Here is a 22,824-nt window from a genome sequence, read left to right on the forward strand (position 1 = left end):
TAAATGTTCCAAAACACGTACAATATATTCCAATTAACAACAAATGGTCTAAAAAAGTCAATCGTTCTTTCAAGAACGACTAATCTGAAGCCCTTTATTCGATAAACTCATCTCCACAAACCGGGCATTCGGGTTTGGAGGAGAAACGGTCAATATTTTCCGGATTTGGAGCGCCGCATCCGGATCTTTTGCCACGATGTACAAGTAGCCACCACCACCAGCTCCCGGCAGTTTATACCCTAAGGCATAAGTCTGTATCTTGGAAATGATAGCTTCTACGGTCGGTGGGTTCGTCCCTGAATCGAGTGCCTTGTTTTGCTCCCAAGTCTTTCCCACCAGTTTGCCATAAGTGGCGAAATCTCCACATTGGATCGCCTCGTACATATCGAGCGCATGGGCCTTCATCTCGGCCAAAAGCCTTAAATGCGTCCCGTTATTCAAGAACATACCTCGCACGATCTCCGACAATATATCTTTCGCCGTACGGGTGATTCCCGTATAATAAAGAAGATGACAAGGTTGATAGCCCGGATCGGTAAACAGGTATTCCGGCAGCCAGCGGACCAAAGGGTTTTGATTAAACCCCTCATTCGTTTGCAACAGCTTCAAGCCATGCAATACACCCCCGTATTGATCTTGCCATCCCCCACCGGTAGTCAGCAACTGCTCCAAAATCAAGGTACGGTTTCCTATCTCGTTCTTATCCCAAGCCAAGCCACAAAAATCAGAGATAGCACCCAGCACGGTAGCCGCAAGGATCGAGCTGGTTCCTAAACCAGACCCTGCCGGTATCGCCGCCAATAAAGTAATCTCCAGCCCACTGCCGAAGGCTTCTAGCTGAGCCTCCAAGGAAGCGTAAGCCTCTGCCGAGAACTCCGGGATAAAACCAGCCAAAGCCAAGGCCGCTTTCGGGATGGAAAACGGAGATCCTACCTTGTTATAATCACGAAGCTCATCCCATGAGGATATAACTTCCATCGCCCCCAAATCAATCGATCGAAGAATGATCTTACGAAGACCGGAAGGCTTGATATATACTTGCAACGGAGGTTGCCCGTTTAACTCGATCGCCACATTCACCACATTGCCGCCAGCGTATAGGCAATAAGGCGGCGTGTCTGTCCAACCACCTGCCAGATCGATACGCACCGGACTACGCCCCCATACGATCTGATCCCGATAAACATTCAAACACGGCTGTTGCCTACATCCCCGTACAGAGCCGACCAACCCTTCCCGCAACAACGCAAAAGCCTTCTGCTCCTCCTCTTTATACGTTTCCCCCGAAAGCCTCATCACTTGGGAACGAAACATATGATTATGTATTCTTTTCATCAAAGGATTATCCTCGGAAAGGGCTTCCGGTAAGATAATCTTATCCTCGGCGAACGCTCGTGCCGCATCCGAAAGATCCAATTGGTAGAATACGCTTTTCTCGTGATTAACAGCCAGTAATGACCAGTCTTTTTTACGGAAGTTTTCCCGCTGGGCTACCAAACGGCGTAAATTCGCTTGATCGGACAAGCCATTCGCCGATACTTTCCGGGAGGAAAGCCAGATATGCTTACCTTCTTCCACATCGGGTTCCGAGATCATCCAACGCAATACTTTTCCTAACTCATCCACGGTCTGGCAAACAGGGAATAAAGGGGTGTCTTGTATATCCCCGTTCCCGTTCAAGGCAACGCCCCGCTCCAACGCCCAAGTCTGGACAGGTTTCCCCATGAATAAGGTACATGCGTCGGACAAGGCTCCTTTAAACAAGTCATTAAAGCCATAGGGTCTTGCCGCCCAGCTCGTCTCTCCTACCGGAACGACATCTACACAGACACCTTCCGGCAAGGATAAGTTCCAGTTATTCTCCGGAACACCTGTTATGATTTGCTGGCTACGCAGCGTCCAACGCTCACCGATATAACTGTTCTCTATCCATAATTCCGAATTCTCGGCGGTCAACTTCCGGAGCAACACCGCATTTTGCACGAACATGGCTGGATGCGGTTTCACCTTACGTTGCATGATCGCACGCTGGTCACGGACTAGGTTCTGTACCGCCAACGTAGAGGAGATCAACTCACGACTTGTCCCATAATGATAGAACTCCCCACCTGGAAGAGGCAAGATCGCCACAGAAAGTTGGTTCAGCTCCGTATCTGTGATACGTGGATTCTTCCCTAAAGCTAACCCAAACTCTGCATATAAATCATAGGCCTTCATTGTTTTGCCATCCTCGGTATAAGAATGTTTCATTAACAGCCGCACCGCTTTATCGCTCAGCAACCAGATACCGATATCCATCAAGAACAAATGGCTACCCGCCAATTCTCCCAAAACCTCTAGCGAAGGTTTCTGCAACATGAAATCCAGGACATCCGGAGATTTACGGCTCGACACAAAAACTCCGTGATTCTTAGCCAATGAAGGCTCGACCCACAAACCGTAGCAGACCACGTCTACCTCGGGGATTTCCTGTAAGGGCTGGTTAGCACGAATGTATACGTCGCCACTCGCGATCAAGGTATGAAGCGACTCGGGTGCCTTTTCCATGATCCGTTCGTAAAGAGGCAACTGCAAAGACAATAAATCCTGGGCCAGTCTCTGCCCCCGTGCCCAACGAAAAACAGGAATGGGAGTTAATATCTTCCCGGACGGCGCATATCCGGGTAAACGGCGGCTTTGCCCTCCGGCATGCAACAAGATTCGTTTTTCCAGTCTTAGCCACTCCTCCACCGGCATATCCGGGGCCTCATCCCGCCGGGAAGCTTCCAACAACCATGTCGTTCCTCCCCCCGAGCCCAAACGGGCACCGACCGGGTCTGAAGCGCAAAACCATTCCTCTGCGCTTACACGCTCTATCTCATGGAAACAATCTACTAAATTTGGAGGTAAAGACAATAACTTTTTCATACCAATGATCATTCTAAATGGCTTCATCTTACTTTTCGAAAACAAAAGTAACTTAAATTTTCTATACGGATATCCATTAACTCTTTTTATTACAATTCGTATGAAGCTCAAGCACGCTCAACATCTTTAACACACCCATAAAAAAGTTTGTTTTTACTAAAACACTCTATCAATCAATCTGTTTCCAGTATATTGGTTGTTGTTTAATTAAATATAGGATATATGGTATACGGTTATGTAAGAGTCAGTACAGACAAACAAACTACTGAAAACCAGCGATTCGAGATTGAGAAATTCACAAAATCGAGAAACATGAGAATCGACAGGTGGGTAGATGAAACGATCAGCGGGACAAAAGTAATCGCCGATCGCCAACTTGGTAAATTATTAAAGCAAATACGCAAAGGCGACATCTTGATCACGACAGAATTGTCACGTCTCGGACGTAATCTTATGCAAGTTATGAGTTTCCTTCATCAATGTATGGAAAGAGACATCATTGTATTTACGGTAAAGGAAGGTTATGAACTCGGTAATAATATTAATAGTAAAATCTTAGCGTTCGCATTCAGCCTAAGCGCCGAAATTGAACGTAACCTGATCTCGCAACGAACCAAAGAGGCATTGGCCCGGAAAAAAGTGGAAGGGGCCAAACTAGGACGACCGAAAGGGGAACGACCGGAAACTTGTAAACTGAAAGGTAAGGAAGAGATGATCTTGCGGTATATCAAAGAACATAAGACTAAAGTATATATTAGCAAGAAACTGGGGGTGAACCGCCAGACCTTGAGGGAATTCCTTAAGACTCATCCGGAAATCCCGCGGAAATGGAAAAGAATACAGAAGGATTAACAACTTAAACAACGATTAACGTATGTTAAATTAGCTTAGTTTAGCAGCCTTTTCATTCGTTTATTTGTTTATTCCCATTAACTTGCGGGAGAATAAGATAGAAATATACTTGAAATATCCTAAAAAACATTTTATCCGGTATTCATCTATCATTCATAAACGCCGCAAGGTTAACATGTATTCAAGACATCAAACGTTTGTTTAATCTTTTAATATAAATCTTATGGAAAAAACATTGGTTATTTTAAAGCCTTGTACCGTTCAGAGAGGACTGATCGGTGAAATCGTTACCCGTTTCGAGAAGAAGGGACTCCGTCTGGCCGGCATGAAAATGGTTTGGCTGACCGACGAGATATTGAGCGAGCATTACGCCCACCTAAAAGAAAAACCTTTCTTCCAACGGATCAAAGACGCGATGAGTGTATGCCCGGTAATCGTATGTTGCTGGGAAGGGGTAGATGCCATACATGTAGTAAGAACCTTGGCCGGCGCCACCAACGGTAGAAACGCCGCTCCCGGTACGATACGGGGAGATTACAGCATGAGCGTACAAGAGAATATCGTACACGCCTCTGACTCTCCGGAGACAGCCGAGGTCGAGTTGAAACGTTTCTTCAAGGATGAAGAGATATTCGATTACGAGTTGAAAAACCTATTGAGTCTTTACGCTAATGACGAGTTTTAAATAAAAAAGAATAGCCGGAAACGAGAGATATTATTCTCACCTTTCCGGCTCTCATATTTAGAAACCAACATCCTATTCTCCCGAACTGAATGAACAACCTAATTACTAATCTAAAAATCTAATACCATGAAAAACACACTACTGTATTTACAACAGGGTATCATGGCAAAATGTTTAAGAGATTTCATCCCCAAATTAGAAAGCTGATAAAAAACGTTTGTATGCCTCCAGCTGTCTTTCAAGGCTCTTCCTTAATCGGACGAACGCATAAAGCAAACTGCCGTGAGATACCATAGAATGGGTTTATACCGTCCTTATAAAGGAGAAAGTAGCCACCATGAGTATCATGTGTAGAATATGTACCCCAATAGCGTCCCTGATTTTGAGTACGATATAGAAAAGAATCTTGATGACGAGATCCTAGCATAGGAAAAAAAATTGTTTCTTGCGGCGATTTACAGAGGAATCGCCATCCCGAAGACCAGGTACCATATATGTTTTTAAGATCAATAGTTGCGGCTCCGTTTAGGGAAAAACAAGTAAAAGCATTACAAGAAGGGATTTGGAAACCTACGGGAGAAGGATCATAAATCGTTTTAACAGAAGAAAAACGCTCACGGCCACCGGTATGATCAATGTCCCATAAATTCAGAGCTCCAGTTGATCGTGTATTAAATGTACCGGGATTCTGGATACAAGCTGAGATTTCATTTGCATTGGAGAAGTCTTGTTTTAAAGGGTCGTCTGTTGAGCACACGTTTTTTGTGTTATACCATGTTTTGTTCGTATTAGTTTCAAATCCGTTACTCGGTAAAAATGGATCTTTCCGTCCCCACTGATAATAAGGGCTGTTTCCACGATAAGTAAAATCCGCTGCTTGTTGGATAATAGTAAACGTTTTATATGTACCGCCAGAAGGGGTGATTTTAACTAGGCATGTCCGTCTTGCATAACTTATAGTACCAGCATCACACCAGCCGAGATTAACCGGCATAAATTCATATTCGTTATTCCGTGAAGGTATCTTTGTTACCACTCTTTTGGTTTGCTCTATATCTGTATCTGTTACCCAGATATGCCAAGACCATAAGACAGTCCCCCCGGCATCCTTTACGGCAACCACAGCATTGCCCTGTTGGATGGTTGCCTCATTTACACAGAAGGAGACATAAGCGGATTCTCCACTACCTGTTAATTCGAGATCTGTTACCAAATTCAGCGCATCCTGCCAAACGAGCTCAACGCTTTTTGCCTCACATCCCGCATTATTGTTAATATAAGGATCGGTTATATTTCCTCTATGATTTAGGAAATTGTATAACACATCCATTCTCCCTTGAGCTATATTTGAAATATAAGCAGAAGTATTCGGCTTCTTATTCTTGATCGCATTACCATATACCAATGGAAAAGAGTATATACCCGGTGCACTAACAACGTAACAATTAGCGGTATTCTCTACAACTTCATCGCCATTGCTGTTCGACAAATTGTATGGTCGTTTGGCCGTACCTTTACTCATAGCGCTTCGCAAGGCCTGAACATGTATATTACTATTAACTGTCTGAGGACTAATCACCTGAGAACTAACAGAAGCCTCATAAGAGGTCATAGAAATGCTACCATCTCCACCCGTAGTAAAAGTGGTGAGCCATTCAGGTTTTGTCGAATTCCAAGTCTTCCCTTCATCTGTAGAAAACTCGGCAGCCCAAGCAACAGGTTCTTGAATGCCCCTTACCGTGTTGGTTCGATAGCTGGTAATACCGTAAGTATTAGTTCCTCCTACATGAGTAAAAGCTGATGGAGGTGTAACGCTCAACGTATATTCCCAATTAATAGAACTGGTAGAGATCTTATAAGTAACAGTCTTGCCTTTCGGCCATACACTATTCTTAATATCTGCTTTTAAAGTATGATCTTGTGTTCCATCATTGAAAATAATTTCTATAGCCGCACTATCGGAAAGGATCTGAGGGATCATCATAAAAGTTTGCGGTTCGATAGTAATCGTATCACCTGCCGTTCCATTTGTTTGTCTTTCAATATCCTGTGAAAAAGATGTTTTAGTTCCCACACTGCTCCATTCTCCGGTTTCCATATTGTAAATACCGTTGGAACAGATATTTTTCAAAGTTACACGTTTTACAGTTCCAGCCAGCATGTCATCACCGCAGACAAACCTGACAGCAGTAAGAGCATGTTGGAATGTGAGATTCACAACAGAATTCAAGTTTCCGTTCAATTCACCCGTACCCGCAACAAGCAAGTCCTTTTGTTCCGTAACCTCGGCAGGTATAGTACAGGTTATAGTCGGATCACCGGTTACTTGTCCTGAAAGTTGGTAAGCGGCATTCCCGTTCGGAGCATAGGCGAAGAATTTCATTTTATACGCTCCCCCGGGCCAATAATAATCGGAGGCAGGAGACCAAAAATTCCCGGATTTGGTTATAGGAATATTACACATAAAGTTAGGACCTTGGTTTTCATTCCAAGAACCAATATAAGAATAAGCGGAAACAGCAAAGGAAGGATACATGTTTTCACCATCTATGGGAAGGGCACGGGTTACGGGTGTACCATCAGTTTGTACAGTAGAGAGACGAGGTATGATGTTGTCCGTATAAAAGGTATGTAAATAAATACTATTTTCACCATCCATCAGTAAAGATGTAACAGTCTCTGAAGGGATATCCGTAGAACTACGTGTCATGGAAAGGCATGAGTGTTGAACAATTGGATTAAACGAGACACAAGAAGAATAGGAAGATCGCTCCATTTCATCAGAACAAGATGTCAAACAGAAATAAGCTAATACTAGTAAATGAAACAACCTTCTTCCGAAGCAATTGAAAAAAGACTTTTGATTTTCCATAATAAACGATACATTTAAAATTCAAACTTCTTATTGTTTTTATTTACAAGACATTTATACGTACTAAAAAGTCTTATAACTAAATTGATTACAATAATCATTATTATTGACAACTCTTACAGATCATTTCGTACAACAAAATGTGCCTTTCTCTCCCAAAGAGCATTTTGCTTTCGATTCTAATATGTTACCGCCAATTATCTATGTTATAGTTACAGATATATCCCGATTGTTGAGAACCTATACGATGAACGCTATTATTGAAAATTAAAGCACTAATAACCAAATCATAAAAGGGATTAACAGATAACCAATACCGTAGCAATGAGGAAACCAAACTTAAACCCCATTAATTCCAACCCAAAACAAAGACGCCCAATTAGGCATCTTGACCAATTATATCTTTTACGTCAAGTTGTTTTATTGGCGAATAGCCACTATATTTGTACGTTGTTTTAAACTGAGTACAGACAATATATAAAAAATAAAGAATATGCACAATTGGTTCGAATGTAAGGTCTCTTACGAGAAAATGCTGGAAAACGGCATGCAGAAAAAAGTAACCGAGCCTTACTTGGTAGATGCCCTGTCTTTTACAGAAGCGGAAGCTCGCATTATTGAGGAGATCCGTCCCTTCATCACGGGTGAGTTCACGGTAACAGACATTAAACGAGCTCGTTTATCCGAATTATTTTTCAACGAGAACGGTGATCGATTCTATAAAATCAAGGTTTATTTCATCACGTTGGACGAGAAAAGCGGGGCAGAAAAGAAAACCGCCGCACAAATGCTTGCCCAAGCCACTACACTTAAAGAGGCCATCGCCGTGTTGGAGGATGGGATGAAGGGTACATTGGCAGATTATACCATTGCTTCCGTCGCGGAAACCCAGTTGATGGACGTATTCCCATTCGACGCCAACAGCATTCCCGGCGAGAAGAAAAGCGGTGAGGAACTGATAGCGGAACAAAAGCAACAAGCAGAACAAAGAGGATAAAAACACATGAATATCGCTCAAAACATAGTACAACTAAAAACATCGCTCCCCGAAGGGGTGACGTTGGTTGCCGTCTCTAAGTTTCATCCGGCAGAGGCTCTGCTGGAGGCTTACAACGCCGGACAACGAGTGTTTGGCGAAAGCAGGGCACAGGAATTAAGCGCCAAGCAAAAAGTACTACCAGAGGATATCGAATGGCATTTTATCGGCCCGTTACAAAGTAATAAGGTAAAAGATATCGCTCCTTTTATCCATTTAATCCATAGTATCGATTCCTTGAAGCTTTTGGCCGAGGTGGATAAACAAGCGAAAAAGCACGATCGCATTATCCGGGTATTATTGGAGATCCATGTAGCGCAAGAGGAATCCAAGCACGGACTCACACCCGAGGAATGCAAGGAGTTGTTGCGTGACGAATCTTTGGCCGGACTCCACAATATTCGTATTTGCGGATTGATGGGTATGGCTACCAATACCGATGACATGGAGTTGGTACGGAAGGAGTTCCGTAAAATCCATGATTTATTTATCGAACTGAAAGAGACTCTCTGTAAAAACAACCTTGATTTCAAGGAAATATCCATGGGTATGAGCCATGATTACCCTATCGCTATCCAAGAAGGAAGTACCTTGATACGGGTGGGAACCAGTATTTTTGGTGAACGGGAATATTAAAGTAATTATTAAATCTAAATATAGACAACATGATTGACATTAAAACCCAATATGCGGGGTTGACACTTCGCAATCCGATTATTGTCGGGAGCTCCGGACTCACCAATAAAGCGGAGCGTAACAGGGATTTTGAGAAAGCAGGCGCTGGCGCTATCGTATTGAAATCTCTTTTCGAAGAGCAGATCGAGATGCAGAGCGAGGCTTTGATGCAAGATTCTGATTACCCGGAAGCAGCGGATTATATCCGTGGTTACGTAAAGGCGAATCAAGTAAATGACTATCTGGAACTGATCAAGAAGAGTAAGGAATTATGTACGATCCCCATCATCGCCAGTATCAACTGCTACAAGGCAGACGCTTGGATTGATTTCGCCCGCCAAATCGAGTTGGCAGGAGCGGATGCCTTGGAACTGAACGTGTTTTTCATGGAAACTGAGCTGACAGAAAATTTTGAGAATATCCGAGATACGTATGTCAGCATTATTCGTAAGGTAAAAGAAACCGTATCTATTCCGGTTATCATGAAGATCGGGAAGAGCCATAGTAATATTCCTTCGCTGGTTAATTTGCTAAAAGTAAACGGGGCTGATGGGGTCGTGTTATTCAATCGTTTCTATCAGCCGGATATTGATATTAATAATATGCAAATCGTCTCGGGCAATGTATTCAGTAATCATTCCGACTTGAGCGACACGATTCGCTGGACAGCTATCGTATCCGGGAAAATACCAGGAATCAGTATCGCTTCCTCTACCGGTGTACATGATTGGGAAGATGTCGTTAAATGCCTATTGGCGGGCGCTTCTGCCGTACAAATGTGTAGCGCAGTCTATACACATGGAGCGGAAATCATCTCCCAAGTATTGACTTGCGTGGAAGAATGGATGCATCAAGCCCATTACCAGTCTCTCTCCCAATTCCAAGGTAAATTGAATTACGCCAATATCCCGGACCCGGCGATGTATGAGCGTTCACAATTCATGAAATATTTCTCGAACAGAGACTAAAAAAGAAAGAAAGAGGTCCCTCCACAGGACCTCTTTTTACTCCCTGATCATTCCTTTGTATGCCTTGACCTTAAGGGCATATTCTTCTAGGGCAGCGCTCCTTGTTCTCTTTTCCTACGATTGTAGCGGTGCGTTATACAACGCAGAAATCATATTGCCTTACTTCTTAAAAGACAATGAAACTAAGTCTGTGGGGAGGATTCTCTTTTTACCTGATTATTTACTTCTAGCGAATATGTATAACACAAATTAATAAAAACAGATATGAAATACTTGATTATTGGCGGTGTAGCCGGTGGAGCTACCGTTGCGGCCCGGTTGCGTAGAATGGATGAGAAAGCGGAAATCATTCTTTTCGAACGTGGAGAATATGTTTCTTACGCAAACTGCGGATTACCTTATTACATAGGAGACACGATCAAGAACCGGAATAAACTGTTTGTACAAACAGTGAAAGGTTTCACGGACCGGTTTCGTATAGATATCCGCACGGGACAAGAAGTGACCCGAATCCTTCCCGAATCCAAACAAGTAGAAATTAAGATATTAAGTACCGAGGAAACTTATACCGAGACTTACGACAAACTGGTTCTATCGCCCGGAGCGGAACCCTTGCGTCCACGCATCGAAGGGATCGAGAGTAAAAAGATATTCACGCTACGTAATGTTCCGGATACGGACACAATCAAGAATTACGTGAATGCGGAAAATCCACGTACCGCCGTAGTAGTAGGTGGTGGCTTCATCGGTTTGGAGATGGCAGAGAATTTGCATGAGCTGGGTATCCACGTTACCGTGGTGGAAATGGCTGATCAAGTGATGGCGCCTCTCGACTATTCCATGGCTGCTATCGTACATCAGCAATTGGTCAGCAAGCATGTAGGCTTGATGCTGGAAGATGGAGTATCTCGTTTCGAGGAGACTTCAGGAGGCGTGACTGTTCATTTGAAAAGAGGGAAGCAAATCCCGGCAGATATGGTTTTATTGAGTATCGGTGTCCGTCCGGAAACCCGGTTGGCCAAGGAAGCGGGACTTACGATCGGAACACTCGGAGGTATCGCAGTCAATGATTATATGCAGACCTCGAACCCGGATATTTATGCGTTGGGAGATGCCGTGGAAGTACGCCATCTCGTGACAGGAAGACCGGCATTAATCCCATTGGCTGGTCCGGCAAATAAGCAAGGACGTATCGTAGCCGACAATATCGTTTTCGGTAATAAAGAAACCTACGATGGGACGATGGGAACCTCTATCGCCAAGGTATTCGACCTGACGGTTGCCACGGCGGGAGCTAACGCCAAACTGTTGAAACGGGAAGGAATCGCTTACCAATCCTCTTATACCCATGGGGCTTCGCATGCGGGATATTATCCGGGAGCCGTACCTTTATCGATCAAGTTATTGTTCGCTCCGGAAAACGGACGACTGTTAGGAGCTCAAGTCGTAGGTTTCGGTGGCGTTGACAAACGGATCGAGATGTTGGCGCAAGTTATCCAGCGGAAAGGCACAGTCTACGAGCTAACCGAATTGGAACATGCCTATGCTCCTCCTTATTCGGCAGCTAAAGATCCCGTAAATATGGCCGGGTTTGTTGCGGAGAACCTACTTACGGGAAAAGCCAAAGCGATCCAATGGAGAGAGATCGAGAATTTATCGCCCGATACTGTATGTATCGATGTCCGTACCCGGGATGAGTATAACTTAGGAACAATTCCTGGCTTCATCAATCTCCCGGTCGATGAATTAAGAGAACATTTAGCTGAATTACCCAAAGATAAACCGATTGTCGTGACTTGCGCCGTTGGATTGAGAGGCTATCTGGCTTATCGTATCCTGACACAAAATGGTTTCACGAATGTCCGAAACTTATCTGGTGGTTATAAGACTTGGAGTGTAGCGACAGCAAAGATTAAGAATGAGCCGATCGACGCATCTTGTCCATCAGGGAACATTTCCAATAAAACTTCCGGCCCAAACACCCCTTGCGAATCCGCTCCGGTAACCACCACGATCAAGGTAGACACTTGTGGATTAACGTGTTCAGGACCGATCATATAGTTGAAAAAGAAGAACTAACGGATAATGTTATTCCCCAAGGCTATAGCTATCTATATGGAAAGTACTAAAAGTATAGATTTATTCATCTAATTCAAATAAAACATCCCAGTATATCCTTTATTAGGAGGATTTTCTGGGATATTTTACATAGAAGTTATACGAAGTCCAATGTTGAACGTTTCATAATAATGAGGATATAACGTTCCGGATGTTTCAAGCTTTCGATCTCCAAATCAACATTTAACTCCGGCCATTCTATCGCATTACGCCTAGCCATTCGAACATTTAACACATTACTAATACGTGCTTCTTTCAACCATGGAACACGATTATATGACAGAAAATAATCCCGTTCTAACACCGAAAGCATGATACCCTACACATTAATCATTAATACGTTTACCGATATGTTCATCGAATTGTTTCCTGAACTCGTTTGCCTTATTCCCCGCTTTTATAACATGAATACGCTTATGTTCCTCTTCGTTAGAGAAGATCTTAAATGTATATCCATCTTGCCTTAAAAAGTTGGGACTCATACATTCTTATTCGAGATTATCATAATAATAAAAAGCACATCAAATGATTTGATTCTTATTTAATCATATCAAACCCAGTGTAAGGTATCAGCGCTTTCGGGATGCGGATGCCTTCGGGGGTTTGGTTGTTTTCCAATAAGGCGGCTACGATGCGAGGCAAGGCCAAAGCGCTACCATTCAAGGTATGGCAAAGTTGCGTTTTCTTATTCTCGTCACGATAGCGGCATTTCAAGCGGTTGGCCTGATAGGTATCGAAGTTGGATACGGAGCTAACTTCCAACCAACGTTGTTGCGCCTCGGAATACACCTCGAAATCAAAGCAAAGAGCAGCCGTGAAACTCATATCACCACCACAAAGACGAAGGATACGGTATGGCAACTCTAGTTTCTGAAGCAATCTTTCCACATGATCCAACATCTCTTGGTGAGATTGCTTGGAGTGCTCCGGTTTATCGATCCGAACCAATTCCACCTTAGAGAACTCGTGCAAACGGTTCAAACCACGTACATCCTTACCGTAAGACCCGGCCTCACGACGGAAACACTGCGTATAAGCGCAATTCTTGATCGGTAACTGCTTCTCATCCAGAATGACATCCCGGTAAATATTTGTCACGGGCACCTCTGCCGTCGGAATCAAATACAGATCGTCTACCTCACAATGATACATTTGTCCTTCCTTATCCGGAAGCTGTCCCGTACCATAACCGGAAGCCGAGTTCACTACCGTAGGCGGCATGATCTCTACATAACCGGCATCACGGGCCTCATCCAAGAAGAAATTGATCAACGCACGTTGCAAACGAGCGCCCTGTCCTTTATAAACCGGGAAGCCAGCACCTGTGATCTTAACACCCAGATCAAAATCAATCAAATCATATTTCTTCGCCAATTCCCAATGCGGAAGAGCGTTCTTCGGAAGTTCCGTTTCCATACCCCCCATTTTCTCTACCACATTATCCTCCGCGCCAACACCCTCTGGCACCTCATCATAAGGTACATTCGGAATCGTATAAAGTAAGTTCTGCAACTCCTCGGCAGCCTGATCCATCTCAGCCTGCAAAGCCTTGCTCACCTCTTTGATCTCGGAAACATGTTTCTTAGCGGCCTCTGCCTCTTCCTTCTTGCCCTCTTTCATTAATTGTCCGATCGACTTCGAAGTCGCGTTTACCTCCGCTAGGTTCTTATCTAATTGGTTTTGTGCGATACGTCTTTTATCATTCAATTCCAACACTTTAGCGATGCTCTCTTTCGCATCCTTAAAATGTTTCTTTTCCAACCCACGAATCACCGCATCCGTGTTTTCTGTAATTAATTTGATTGTCAACATATTTCTATTTATGTTTAATAGTTTTTCTAGGGCACAAAATTAGTAATTTTATTTTACCCGACCGCCCGTTAACCAAGTTCTTGTATAATAAGGCTCGCTAAGGTTACTTACCATCACGCCTCTGGATGTACTGGTATGGATGAAACGCCCGTTTTTCAAATAAATCCCCACGTGATTCGGAACACCGCGTTTCCCTCCACGGCTTGTCTTGAAGAAAACCAGATCTCCTTCCCTCAACTTGGCACGACTTACCTTCTTGCAATTATACTTCAACATATCCGCTGACGAACGAGCCAGTTGCTTGCCATACACCTCCCGATAAACGATAGATACGAAACCGGAACAATCCACGCCCCGTTTTGTGCTTCCCCCTAATTTATGACGTACTCCCAGCCAACGAGCCCCTTCGTTGTACAAGAAGATGTTATCTTCCGGCGTGATGCGTACCCCGTATAAGCGAGCCAACTCCTTCGGCCCCTTGAAATCGGCGGGTAAAACTACTTTCTGTTGTTTCCGGCTACCGCACGAGGTCAGGCATACAAGTAGGATAAAGATCCGGATAAACCCTAAAGGAATGCTATTCTTCATATCGATTACTCTTAATTAAAGCACGAATATACGCATAAAAGTTTAGAATGCCCATTATAAGATCCCTACAATGGGCATCGTAAACTCGTTAGAACGCCCATCGTAAGGAGCTCAGGATGGGCATTCCTGCTCAAGAAGGTTGAGCGGCCTTCAAATAAGCGTTGAACGCCTCTTTATAGGCATCCGTCACGTGGATGACCTCTTTCCCGATATAAACACAATTATTCCGGTCAACGGAACGAATCTTGTCCAACGCCACGATATAGGAACGATGGACCCGCATAAAACGACCGGAAGGCAGCATCTCCTCCATCGCCTTCATCGTCACATGGGTGATAAGCGGACGAGCCTCCTCTTCCAGATAGATCATCACATAATCCTTCAAGCCCGTCACGTACAATATCCGGGAGACATCTATCTGCCGCAACTGGCTATCCACCCGCACGAAAAGACTGCCTCTTTCCTCTTTCGCGCTACTCATCTCAAACCATTGGCGAGCCTTCTCGGCAGCACCCAGAAACTTATGATAACGAATCGGTTTCAGCAGGAAATCAAGGGCATTCACCTCATAACTATCAAAGGCATATTCCTTAAAGGCGGTCGTAAAGATCACCTTTGTACCGGGTGGAACCATACGGGATAAGTTCAATCCGTCCAGATCCGGCATCTGGATATCCAAGAAAAGCACGTCTACCGGAGACTCGCGCAACGTGGAGAGCGCCAACACCGGGTCATTGAAAGAAACCGTCAGCCTCAGATAAGGCGTACGGCTCACGAACCCTTCAAGCATTTTCACAGCCAGGGGCTCATCATCCACGATCATACAGGTAAGTGTTTTCATAAGCAGTCTCGAAGTGTTATTTGAACAAAGTAAATATCTTCCCGAAGTTCTTGTACGTATTGGTAGCGACCGGGATAAGCCAGATCCAACCTACGCCTCAGGTTTTCCAATCCGATCCCCGATCCACTACGGTTTACGTCCGGTTTCGGATGATCGCTATTCTCGCAGGTAAAAACGAGATCATCTCTTTCTGCCTTGAAACGAATACGCACGAACGACGGTTTACGGCTATTCACGCCATGCTTGAAAGCGTTCTCTATCAAAGATATGAACAAAAGAGGTACGATCCTCATCGGTTTGGGCGGGACCTGTAAATCCACCTCCACGGTTGCCAGTTCATTACAGCGCAGCCTCATCAACTCAATGTAATTATTCATGAACTCTATCTCTCCTTCCACCGGTACCAGCTCATGATTCGACTCATAGAGCGTATACCGTAACAAATCGCTCAACTGTCCGATACTTTCCTGCGCCGTATCTTGATCTATTTGAACCAAGCTGGATATATTATTCAAGGTATTAAAGAGAAAATGCGGATTCAACTGGTTCTTCAGCCAAGCCAATTCCGCCTCGGCGTTTTTCTGCCGTTCCTCTTTCAAACGCATCTGCATATCGCCCCAACGTACGATATAACGGAATCCCACGGCACATCCGACCACTAGCAAATGCAAGAAGAAAGCTCCGAAAGCAACCATATACATCCCCGAACGCCATTCGTCCGGCAAATCTGCCTTGGGAGAGAATATCCATACGTTAGCCCCCGTGATCAACAATAAATTCATCAAACCAAAGAGCATCTTCCGATCCCGATAAAGCAAATAGGGCACCAATACATAGAAATTAACGGTGAAGACAATAGCCAACGGAGTAATGAACCCCGTATTAATCTTCCATACCTCGAAAGCCGAACCCGGATTAAAACGTATGAAAAAATCGATCGCAGGAGGAATCAACCATAAGGTGATCCACAATAAAGCCTGTCCCCCCGCCAGTATATAATCTTGCCTCGTGAGTTTCATAGAACCGTTTTTCACAAAAGTAAACAATAGATTTGAATCCCCCGGCTATTTGATCAACATATTCCCGACTCCTTCCGTCTCGGATTTCATATCCTTCACGTCCGTATTCCGGATCGTACGTTTCACCTGCTTTATTGCCTGTTGCTTACCAAAGGTATAGCTCACGCTTATGCCTACCATTCGGACCGGGAGAAGCATGCAGGTTCGATTCACGAAATCCTTGCCTCTCGCATAAGACTTGAACTCCATACTCTTTCCCTTAAAGGGAGTAGCCCCGGTGATACTCACGCTCAAGCGATCTTTCAAGAAGGAGCGGGATACGCTTCCCATCATTGCATTAAAGCCCGTGCTCCATCCCTGCAGATTATACTGCTTCGTAGAACCGATCAGGTTCACGCTCAGCCGGATATTCCATGGAAGTGTCTGTTGGGCACCCACCATGGCGTTTGTCTGCCATCCGCTATTCGAAAGATCTAGTTCCGGGCTTCTCAAGTCGATGTACGAGATACCACCATTCAAATAGATACGGGTCTTGGGGCCGGCGTTCCAGTTCACATAAGCGTTCAAGCCTGTCTGACGGTTCTTCACGATATTCCCGTAGGTCGTGTTCAAGATATTATCCTTATAGAAACTATAGCTCTCGATAGCGTTATCGCAAAAGCCCTGCCTCAACGTCAGGTTCACGATCCACTTGCTGGTGAAAAGATTGTATACCAAGCTCAGGTTATGCGCTTTCTCGCATTCCAGATCCGTATTACCATATGAGACGCTGGTCGGGTCGGATTTATCGATATAAGGATTTAAGTAGCCGATACCCGGGCGGCTGATACGCATATTGTAAGTCACCCCGATATTCTGGTTGGCCGACAAACTATAAGAAAGGTTGGCCGAGGGAACCAGATTGCCGTAACGCATCGAGAAATTCTCACCCTGACCTACCACGTACTTCACGTTCTGCCAAGTGTACTCATAGCGCAAACCGCCCTTGAGCCCCCACTTCTTCCATTTCCCGTCGTATTCGGCATAACCGGCCAAGATGTCATTGTAATGCTTATAGTTCAAGCTATTGCTCTCGTTGTATACATACCCGCCATTCTCGTTGAGATAATACTTAGAATCAGAGTAGTTATTCCGGGAGATATATTTCAATCCCACGTTCAAGAGATGCCCGGGTTTCAAAGGCGAGGTGTAATCCACTTGAAAGGTATTCTCTAACGTATTCCGGCGAGCGTCCGTATAACGGTTCGTCAAGTTCAGGAAGGGGTTTTCCTGCTCTCCGTCGAAGAGGCTGTACGAGTCCGTATTGGCCGGAGAGGAAGAGATTAAGTAAGAGAAGGTCAACATCCGGTCCTTGTTACCGGCGAAAGAACGTTGGTAATCGAGACTGCCGTTGATAGAATAACTGCCATTGTCTTGTTTCGATCGTCCGGTATAATCGAAACCATTGCCGTAGATGCCGCCCCGCATCGAGGTCATCGTACGATAATCCGAGTTGTTATCGAACCCCATTAAGCCAAAAGAGGCTGAGAGCAAACGTAAGGAATCGATCTCGTAACCCAGATTCAAGTTTCCCATTTTTATAAGAATATCCGTCCGGCCTTTCTGCGAGTTATCCAAGAAACTACTGCCGGCTTCTCCCAACTGCTCCCGGTCCGCGCTGATTTCCGAATCATCGATATCCCCGTTAGCGACGTTGGCATTCACGGTCATCGAGAATTTATCCTTTTGCATGCTGAAATAGGCCCCCCCGGCGAATCCTTTCGTACTGGCCATTCCCCGGAAGGTAGCGTTATAACCACTCAAACCCGCCTTGCCTCCGGCGGCCTTGTCCGTCACCAAATTCAATATCCCCCCTACGCCTTCGGCATCGTATTTCACACCCGGATTGGTGATTACCTCGATATTCTTCACGCTACTCGCCGGCATATTCTTCAACACCGCAGAGGGGTTACTGCTCATCATCACGTTCGGCTTCCCATCTACATATACCTTGAAATTGCTACTGCCGTTTACCGTGATATTGTCATTTCCATCCACGGTTACCATCGGTACCTTACGTAGCATCTCCAGTACGGTACTCGATTTCGAGTCTACGTCATCCTCCGTATTATAGCTCATCTTATCCACCTCCATCTTCACCAACGGGCGTTGGGCCACGACCTCTATGCCTTTCAGTCGCTGCATGTCCTCGGAGATATAGACGGTATCTAAGTTCACGGTCTGTTCTCCCTTCAAGGAAAAAGGAACCGTCTTGCTCGTTTTCCCGACCGAGCTAAATAAGATCTCGAAATCGCCTTTACCACTTACTTCTTGTTCGAACCGCCCCTCCATATCCGTCACCGTCATCGCCACGGGGTTATCCGGCTTCCGTTGCTGGAAAATACGGATAGTGGCGAAAGGCTCGCCTTCTTGGGTTAATGAATCCAATAACAAGCCTTTCACCAAAGTCTTTTGCGCCTGTACCAAAACCGAGACAGACAACGTAACCAATAACAGCATCCCCATTCTTATAAACCGACTCTTCATATCCTTTACTACTTTTTTATAAATGATATGCGAATCTAACGCCTGCGCCTATGAACGCAAGCGTTTATTCGACGAGTGGCCGGGACGCTTTAGACGAACAAAGAATTATCGTTTCTGGATACGAGCCGCATAGCCTCCACCGGGAGCCATATGGATTTTCAGTTTGCGATCTGCCGGCACGGGGATTATCTCTTTCTTATAATCACAAGCGGCACGATCGGCATTTATACCATCCTTAAATAATTCCAAGGTATAATCACCTTCGCCCAAGAAAGAAAGGTCCAAATCCAGCTCCCTCGGCGTCCAGTTGGTCAACGCCCCGATATACCAGTCATTACCATGACGGCGGGCGATCGCTACATACTCGGAGACTTTTCCATCCAATGAGATCGTCTCATCCCAGACGGTAGGAATAGTAGAGATAAATTCCGTGCACTCCTTCTCTCTCCTGTAATTAGACGGGGCATCGCACAACATATTGAAAGGAGACTCGAAGATCACGTAAGTAGCCAACTGGCGGCAACGGGTTCCTTGGCTCATCGGCTCCGAGTTTACCGGGCGATAATTACCCTTAGCGGCGTTACGCATAGCGCCTTGCGTATAATCCATCGGGCCGGCGACCATACGGATGAACGGGATCGTGACATCGTACGTCACCATATCGTAAGACTCGGGAGACCATTTCAGTTGCTCCAAGCCATTCACGCCCTCATAGTTCAGCACGTTCGGATACGTCCGTTGAAGGCCTGTCGGCTTGAATACGCCATGAAAATCCACAAGCATCTTATATCTCGCGCATACCTCGGAGGCTTTATAAACAAAGTTCACCATTTCCTGATCGTCACGATCCAAGAAATCCACCTTGAAGCCTTTCACGCCCATATCCGAATAATGCTTCACGACATTCTCCATATCGCGGGCGAAAGCCCAATAGCCCGCCCAAAGGATAATGCCGACATTCTTGGATTTACCGTAATCCACCAATTCTTGAAGATCGATCTCCGGTATTACTTGCATCATGTCCGCTTGCAGGTTTACGGCCCAGCCCTCATCCAAGATTACGTACTCGATACCATGCTCGGCGGCGAAGTCGATATAATATTTATAGGTGGGATTATTGATTCCGGCACGGAAATCCACACCGTATAGATTCCAGTCGTTCCACCAATCCCAAGCCACCTTACCCGGTTTGATCCAAGAGATATCGTTTATCCGGGAAGGAGAAGCCAGACGGTAGACCATATCGCAATCGGCCAGTTCCTTATCATTCCGGGAGATTATAAACGCACGCCAAGGAAAAGAACGGGTTCCGGATGTCTTGGCGATATAGCTCTCACGCTCTTTCACCAACATCTGTAATTGATTATGGCCACCTTGTTCCTTCACTTTCGGATAAGGTGCGTGAACCGCTTTCAAGGAAGGCTTTCCCGTCTCGTTATTCAAGAACATCCCGGGGAAATCCTCCAGATCGGCTTCCGTGATACAGACCTTACGACCATCTCCCAGGTCTACTAAAAGAGGCAGTATCTTCAAGCGTTTATCATTCAGGCTCGTGATCGACTCGTTTACGTAAGGCTGCTCGAAAGAGTTGAAGAATTGCTCCTCAAACGTCGGCTTCGTGCTATTCACGTAAGCGGTGAAGGTCTTATAATCCGAAGGGAAATTATAGATGGCCTCTTCATCGGCGATAACGATCGATTCCTTTCTTTTTGTCGTGAAGCGGTAAGCGACCCCATCGTTATAAACCCTGAACACCAAGCCGTAGTTTCCTCGAAACGAGATTTGCATCTCGTTATAGACATCTTTTACTACGTCTTTCTTATAGAATGGAGAGGGTATTTCCTTATCCACCGAGGTCTTCGTCACTTTCGAGACTTTCGGGTTCGCACCAAGCACCTCGCCTCCCTGTAAAGTCATGGATACTGCAGAATTCATCACTTCCGCATGATCCTGCACGATAGCGAAAGTAACTTTCTCGGCTACCGTGACCTCAACCTTTATATCCCGGTTTGGAGATTGGACTTGGTAATTCTTTTGAGCGATCGACGGGATAGCGCCCAGTAAAAAAAGAAAAACAAATAACACGTTTTTACTCATGGTTTGCAGATTTAAGTTTGTTTATGAATACAAATATATACTATCTTTGCCATACTCTTAACAAAAAAGCAAATAATACCGAAATTATGAGACTTCACAAAATCTTCTTAGCGCTCGTGTGTTTCACGGCCTTCTCCGTCCATGCGCAATGGAAATGGCTTAACCCGCTCGAATGCGGATTCCCTGTCATACAAAACCAAGGATGGACCGAAGAGATCGGAGACAGCTACGTCCGGCTTCCCCAAAGGGCCGAGGGCAAAGTCCGTAAACCTGTATGGGATCTATCCCGCAACTCTGCCGGGCTGGCGATTCATTTTTTCTGTAACGCTCCCGAACTAAAAGTACGCTACGTAGTAAACGGCCCCTTGAATATGCCTCATATCCCTACGACAGGCGTATCGGGCGTAGATTTATACAGTATCGATAGCGATGGCCAATGGAGATTTTATTTCGGAGGTTATCCTTCCGGCGATACGCTTCAATATCATTATACGAATCTAGGAAAAGACAAATATCACGACAAGGGCTATGAGTTCCGTCTCTACCTCCCGCCTTATAATACGATAAAATGGCTGGAAATCGGTATACCCGAAAAAGATGAGCTTACGTTTATCCCCGTATCGCCCGAAAAACCGATTCTTTTATACGGAACCTCGATCGCCCAAGGCGCATGTGCCTCTCGTCCGGGTATGACTTGGGCCACGATCTTGCAGCGTTCTCTGGGATATCCGCTTATCAACCTGGGGTTCTCCGGTAACGGACGTTTGGAGAAAGAGGTATTGGATTTTATTTGCGAGATAGACGCACGCCTTTACATTCTTGACTGCCTGCCCAACCTCACGCCAAAAAGCAAAGATGAAATCACGCGACTCATATTAAACGCGGTCAAGCAAATACGTGCCTCCCACTCCTCCCCGATCCTATTGGTGGAGCATGCCGGATATAGCAACGCTCTTGCCGATGATACGAAGCTACAAGATTATATACGCATGAACGAAGGGGCTAAAAAGGCTTTCGAGGAATTGCAAGCGCAAGGGATAAAGGATATCTACTACCTTACACGAGAAGAGTTGGGACTGCACCCGGATGCCTGGGTAGATTATGTCCATCCTTCCGATTGGGGCATGGAAACACAGGCGAATGCCGTAGAACGGAAAATCCGGGAGATATTACACATTCCTCTGGGGAATCTCTCAACTACGAAACCTGTCACCCAACGCAGGGAACCGAACAATTACGAATGGCAAAAACGTCACCGGGATATCCTCGCGTTGAATCAAAGTAATCCACCTCGACGGGTGATCCTAGGTAATTCCATCACGCATTTCTGGGGAGGCGAGCCTAAAGGACCGTCCATGCGAGGTATGGAAACCTGGGAGAAAATCATGCGCCCGGCAGGATTCCATAATCTCGGATATGGTTTCGACCGTATCGAAAACGTGCTTTGGAGGGTCTATCATGGCGAATTGGATGGATACAAGGCCGAGGAGGTAGTATTGATGATCGGCACGAACAATATCGGGGTCAATAACGACAACGAGATCGTGGAAGGTCTTCGCTTTTTGCTTCCCGCCATCAAGCAGCGGCAGCCGGAAGCTACGATCAAGATGATCGGCATCTTGCCCCGCCGCAATCAAGAGGAACGGATAAAAAATCTTAATCTCCGCATTCGCCAAATGACGGAAAGCGAAGGATATACCTTTAAGAACCCAGGTACAAAACTACTTCAGGAAGACGGTAAGATAAACGAGTCTTTATTCTCGGATGGGTTACACCCGAATGAGGAAGGCTACAAACGAATCGTAGACGAGATCGCCCATTAACGGAA

15 protein-coding genes and 1 pseudogene are annotated in these 22,824 nt (G+C 45.2%); 7 read left to right on the plus strand and 9 right to left on the minus strand.

The genetic code is table 11. The features are described 5' to 3' along the window. Nucleotides 1-69: 69 nt before the first annotated feature. A complete protein-coding gene (locus Q0110_RS01375; protein ID WP_297901184.1) occupies nucleotides 70-2,907 on the minus strand; it encodes a bifunctional fucokinase/fucose-1-phosphate guanylyltransferase in 2,838 nt (945 codons plus the stop codon). A 222-nt stretch (nucleotides 2,908-3,129) separates the two neighbouring features. Here Q0110_RS01375 and Q0110_RS01380 point away from each other — a divergent pair, with 222 nt between their 5' ends. Further along, nucleotides 3,130-3,759: a master DNA invertase Mpi family serine-type recombinase gene (locus Q0110_RS01380; RefSeq protein WP_297901186.1), complete on the plus strand. Its 630-nt coding sequence runs from the start codon at nucleotides 3,130-3,132 to the stop codon at nucleotides 3,757-3,759. 223 nt (nucleotides 3,760-3,982) lie between these two features. Beyond that, nucleotides 3,983-4,444 carry a nucleoside-diphosphate kinase gene (gene ndk, locus Q0110_RS01385; RefSeq protein ID WP_297901188.1) on the plus strand — a complete coding sequence of 154 codons (462 nt, stop codon included), beginning with the start codon at nucleotides 3,983-3,985 and terminating at the stop codon, nucleotides 4,442-4,444. A gap of 238 nt (nucleotides 4,445-4,682) precedes the next feature. On the opposite strand, the gene Q0110_RS01390 is transcribed toward ndk, so the two are convergent. Then, complete coding sequence (locus Q0110_RS01390; RefSeq protein WP_297901191.1) at nucleotides 4,683-7,316, minus strand: fimbrillin family protein; 2,634 nt, start codon at nucleotides 7,314-7,316, stop codon at nucleotides 4,683-4,685. A gap of 493 nt (nucleotides 7,317-7,809) precedes the next feature. Here Q0110_RS01390 and Q0110_RS01395 point away from each other — a divergent pair, with 493 nt between their 5' ends. From Q0110_RS01395 to Q0110_RS01410, 4 genes and pseudogenes are all read left to right on the plus strand, one after another. Next, nucleotides 7,810-8,313 carry a DUF4494 domain-containing protein gene (locus Q0110_RS01395; protein ID WP_297901195.1) on the plus strand — a complete coding sequence of 168 codons (504 nt, stop codon included), beginning with the start codon at nucleotides 7,810-7,812 and terminating at the stop codon, nucleotides 8,311-8,313. A 6-nt stretch (nucleotides 8,314-8,319) separates the two neighbouring features. After that, nucleotides 8,320-8,988 (plus strand): YggS family pyridoxal phosphate-dependent enzyme, encoded by a 669-nt coding sequence (locus Q0110_RS01400; RefSeq protein ID WP_297901197.1) that lies wholly within the window; start codon nucleotides 8,320-8,322, stop codon nucleotides 8,986-8,988. Nucleotides 8,989-9,017: 29 nt separating this feature from the next. Further along, the gene (locus Q0110_RS01405) at nucleotides 9,018-9,995 is read left to right on the plus strand and encodes a dihydroorotate dehydrogenase-like protein (protein WP_297901199.1); all 978 of its coding nucleotides are present in this window, start codon (nucleotides 9,018-9,020) and stop codon (nucleotides 9,993-9,995) included. Between the two features lie 264 nt (nucleotides 9,996-10,259). Then, a pseudogene (locus Q0110_RS01410) lies at nucleotides 10,260-12,053 on the plus strand (FAD-dependent oxidoreductase); the annotation flags it as partial. 157 nt (nucleotides 12,054-12,210) lie between these two features. Here Q0110_RS01410 and Q0110_RS01415 read toward each other — a convergent pair. The 7 genes from Q0110_RS01415 to Q0110_RS01445 form a co-directional block, all read right to left on the minus strand. After that, nucleotides 12,211-12,426 (minus strand): DUF2442 domain-containing protein, encoded by a 216-nt coding sequence (locus Q0110_RS01415; RefSeq protein ID WP_297901203.1) that lies wholly within the window; start codon nucleotides 12,424-12,426, stop codon nucleotides 12,211-12,213. A gap of 224 nt (nucleotides 12,427-12,650) precedes the next feature. Then, entirely contained in the window at nucleotides 12,651-13,925 is a 1,275-nt protein-coding gene (gene serS / locus Q0110_RS01420) for a serine--tRNA ligase (RefSeq protein WP_297901206.1), read from the minus strand. Between the two features lie 48 nt (nucleotides 13,926-13,973). Next, nucleotides 13,974-14,513 (minus strand): NlpC/P60 family protein, encoded by a 540-nt coding sequence (locus Q0110_RS01425; RefSeq protein WP_297901209.1) that lies wholly within the window; start codon nucleotides 14,511-14,513, stop codon nucleotides 13,974-13,976. Between the two features lie 130 nt (nucleotides 14,514-14,643). Next, nucleotides 14,644-15,354: a LytTR family DNA-binding domain-containing protein gene (locus Q0110_RS01430; protein WP_297901211.1), complete on the minus strand. Its 711-nt coding sequence runs from the start codon at nucleotides 15,352-15,354 to the stop codon at nucleotides 14,644-14,646. After that, complete coding sequence (locus Q0110_RS01435; protein ID WP_297901215.1) at nucleotides 15,351-16,373, minus strand: histidine kinase; 1,023 nt, start codon at nucleotides 16,371-16,373, stop codon at nucleotides 15,351-15,353. Before Q0110_RS01435 ends, Q0110_RS01430 begins: the two co-directional genes overlap by 4 nt. Before the next feature lie 45 nt (nucleotides 16,374-16,418). Continuing rightward, a complete protein-coding gene (locus tag Q0110_RS01440; protein WP_297901218.1) occupies nucleotides 16,419-18,899 on the minus strand; it encodes a TonB-dependent receptor in 2,481 nt (826 codons plus the stop codon). Nucleotides 18,900-19,004: 105 nt separating this feature from the next. Next, nucleotides 19,005-20,996 (minus strand): glycoside hydrolase family 97 protein, encoded by a 1,992-nt coding sequence (locus Q0110_RS01445; protein ID WP_297901221.1) that lies wholly within the window; start codon nucleotides 20,994-20,996, stop codon nucleotides 19,005-19,007. Nucleotides 20,997-21,082: 86 nt separating this feature from the next. On the opposite strand from Q0110_RS01445, the gene Q0110_RS01450 reads away from it, so the two are divergent. Beyond that, nucleotides 21,083-22,819 (plus strand): SGNH/GDSL hydrolase family protein, encoded by a 1,737-nt coding sequence (locus Q0110_RS01450; RefSeq protein ID WP_297901224.1) that lies wholly within the window; start codon nucleotides 21,083-21,085, stop codon nucleotides 22,817-22,819. Nucleotides 22,820-22,824: the final 5 nt, after the last annotated feature.

The sequence above is a fragment of the uncultured Parabacteroides sp. genome, from assembly GCF_947855115.1.
In the GTDB taxonomy this organism is placed as follows: domain Bacteria; phylum Bacteroidota; class Bacteroidia; order Bacteroidales; family Tannerellaceae; genus Parabacteroides.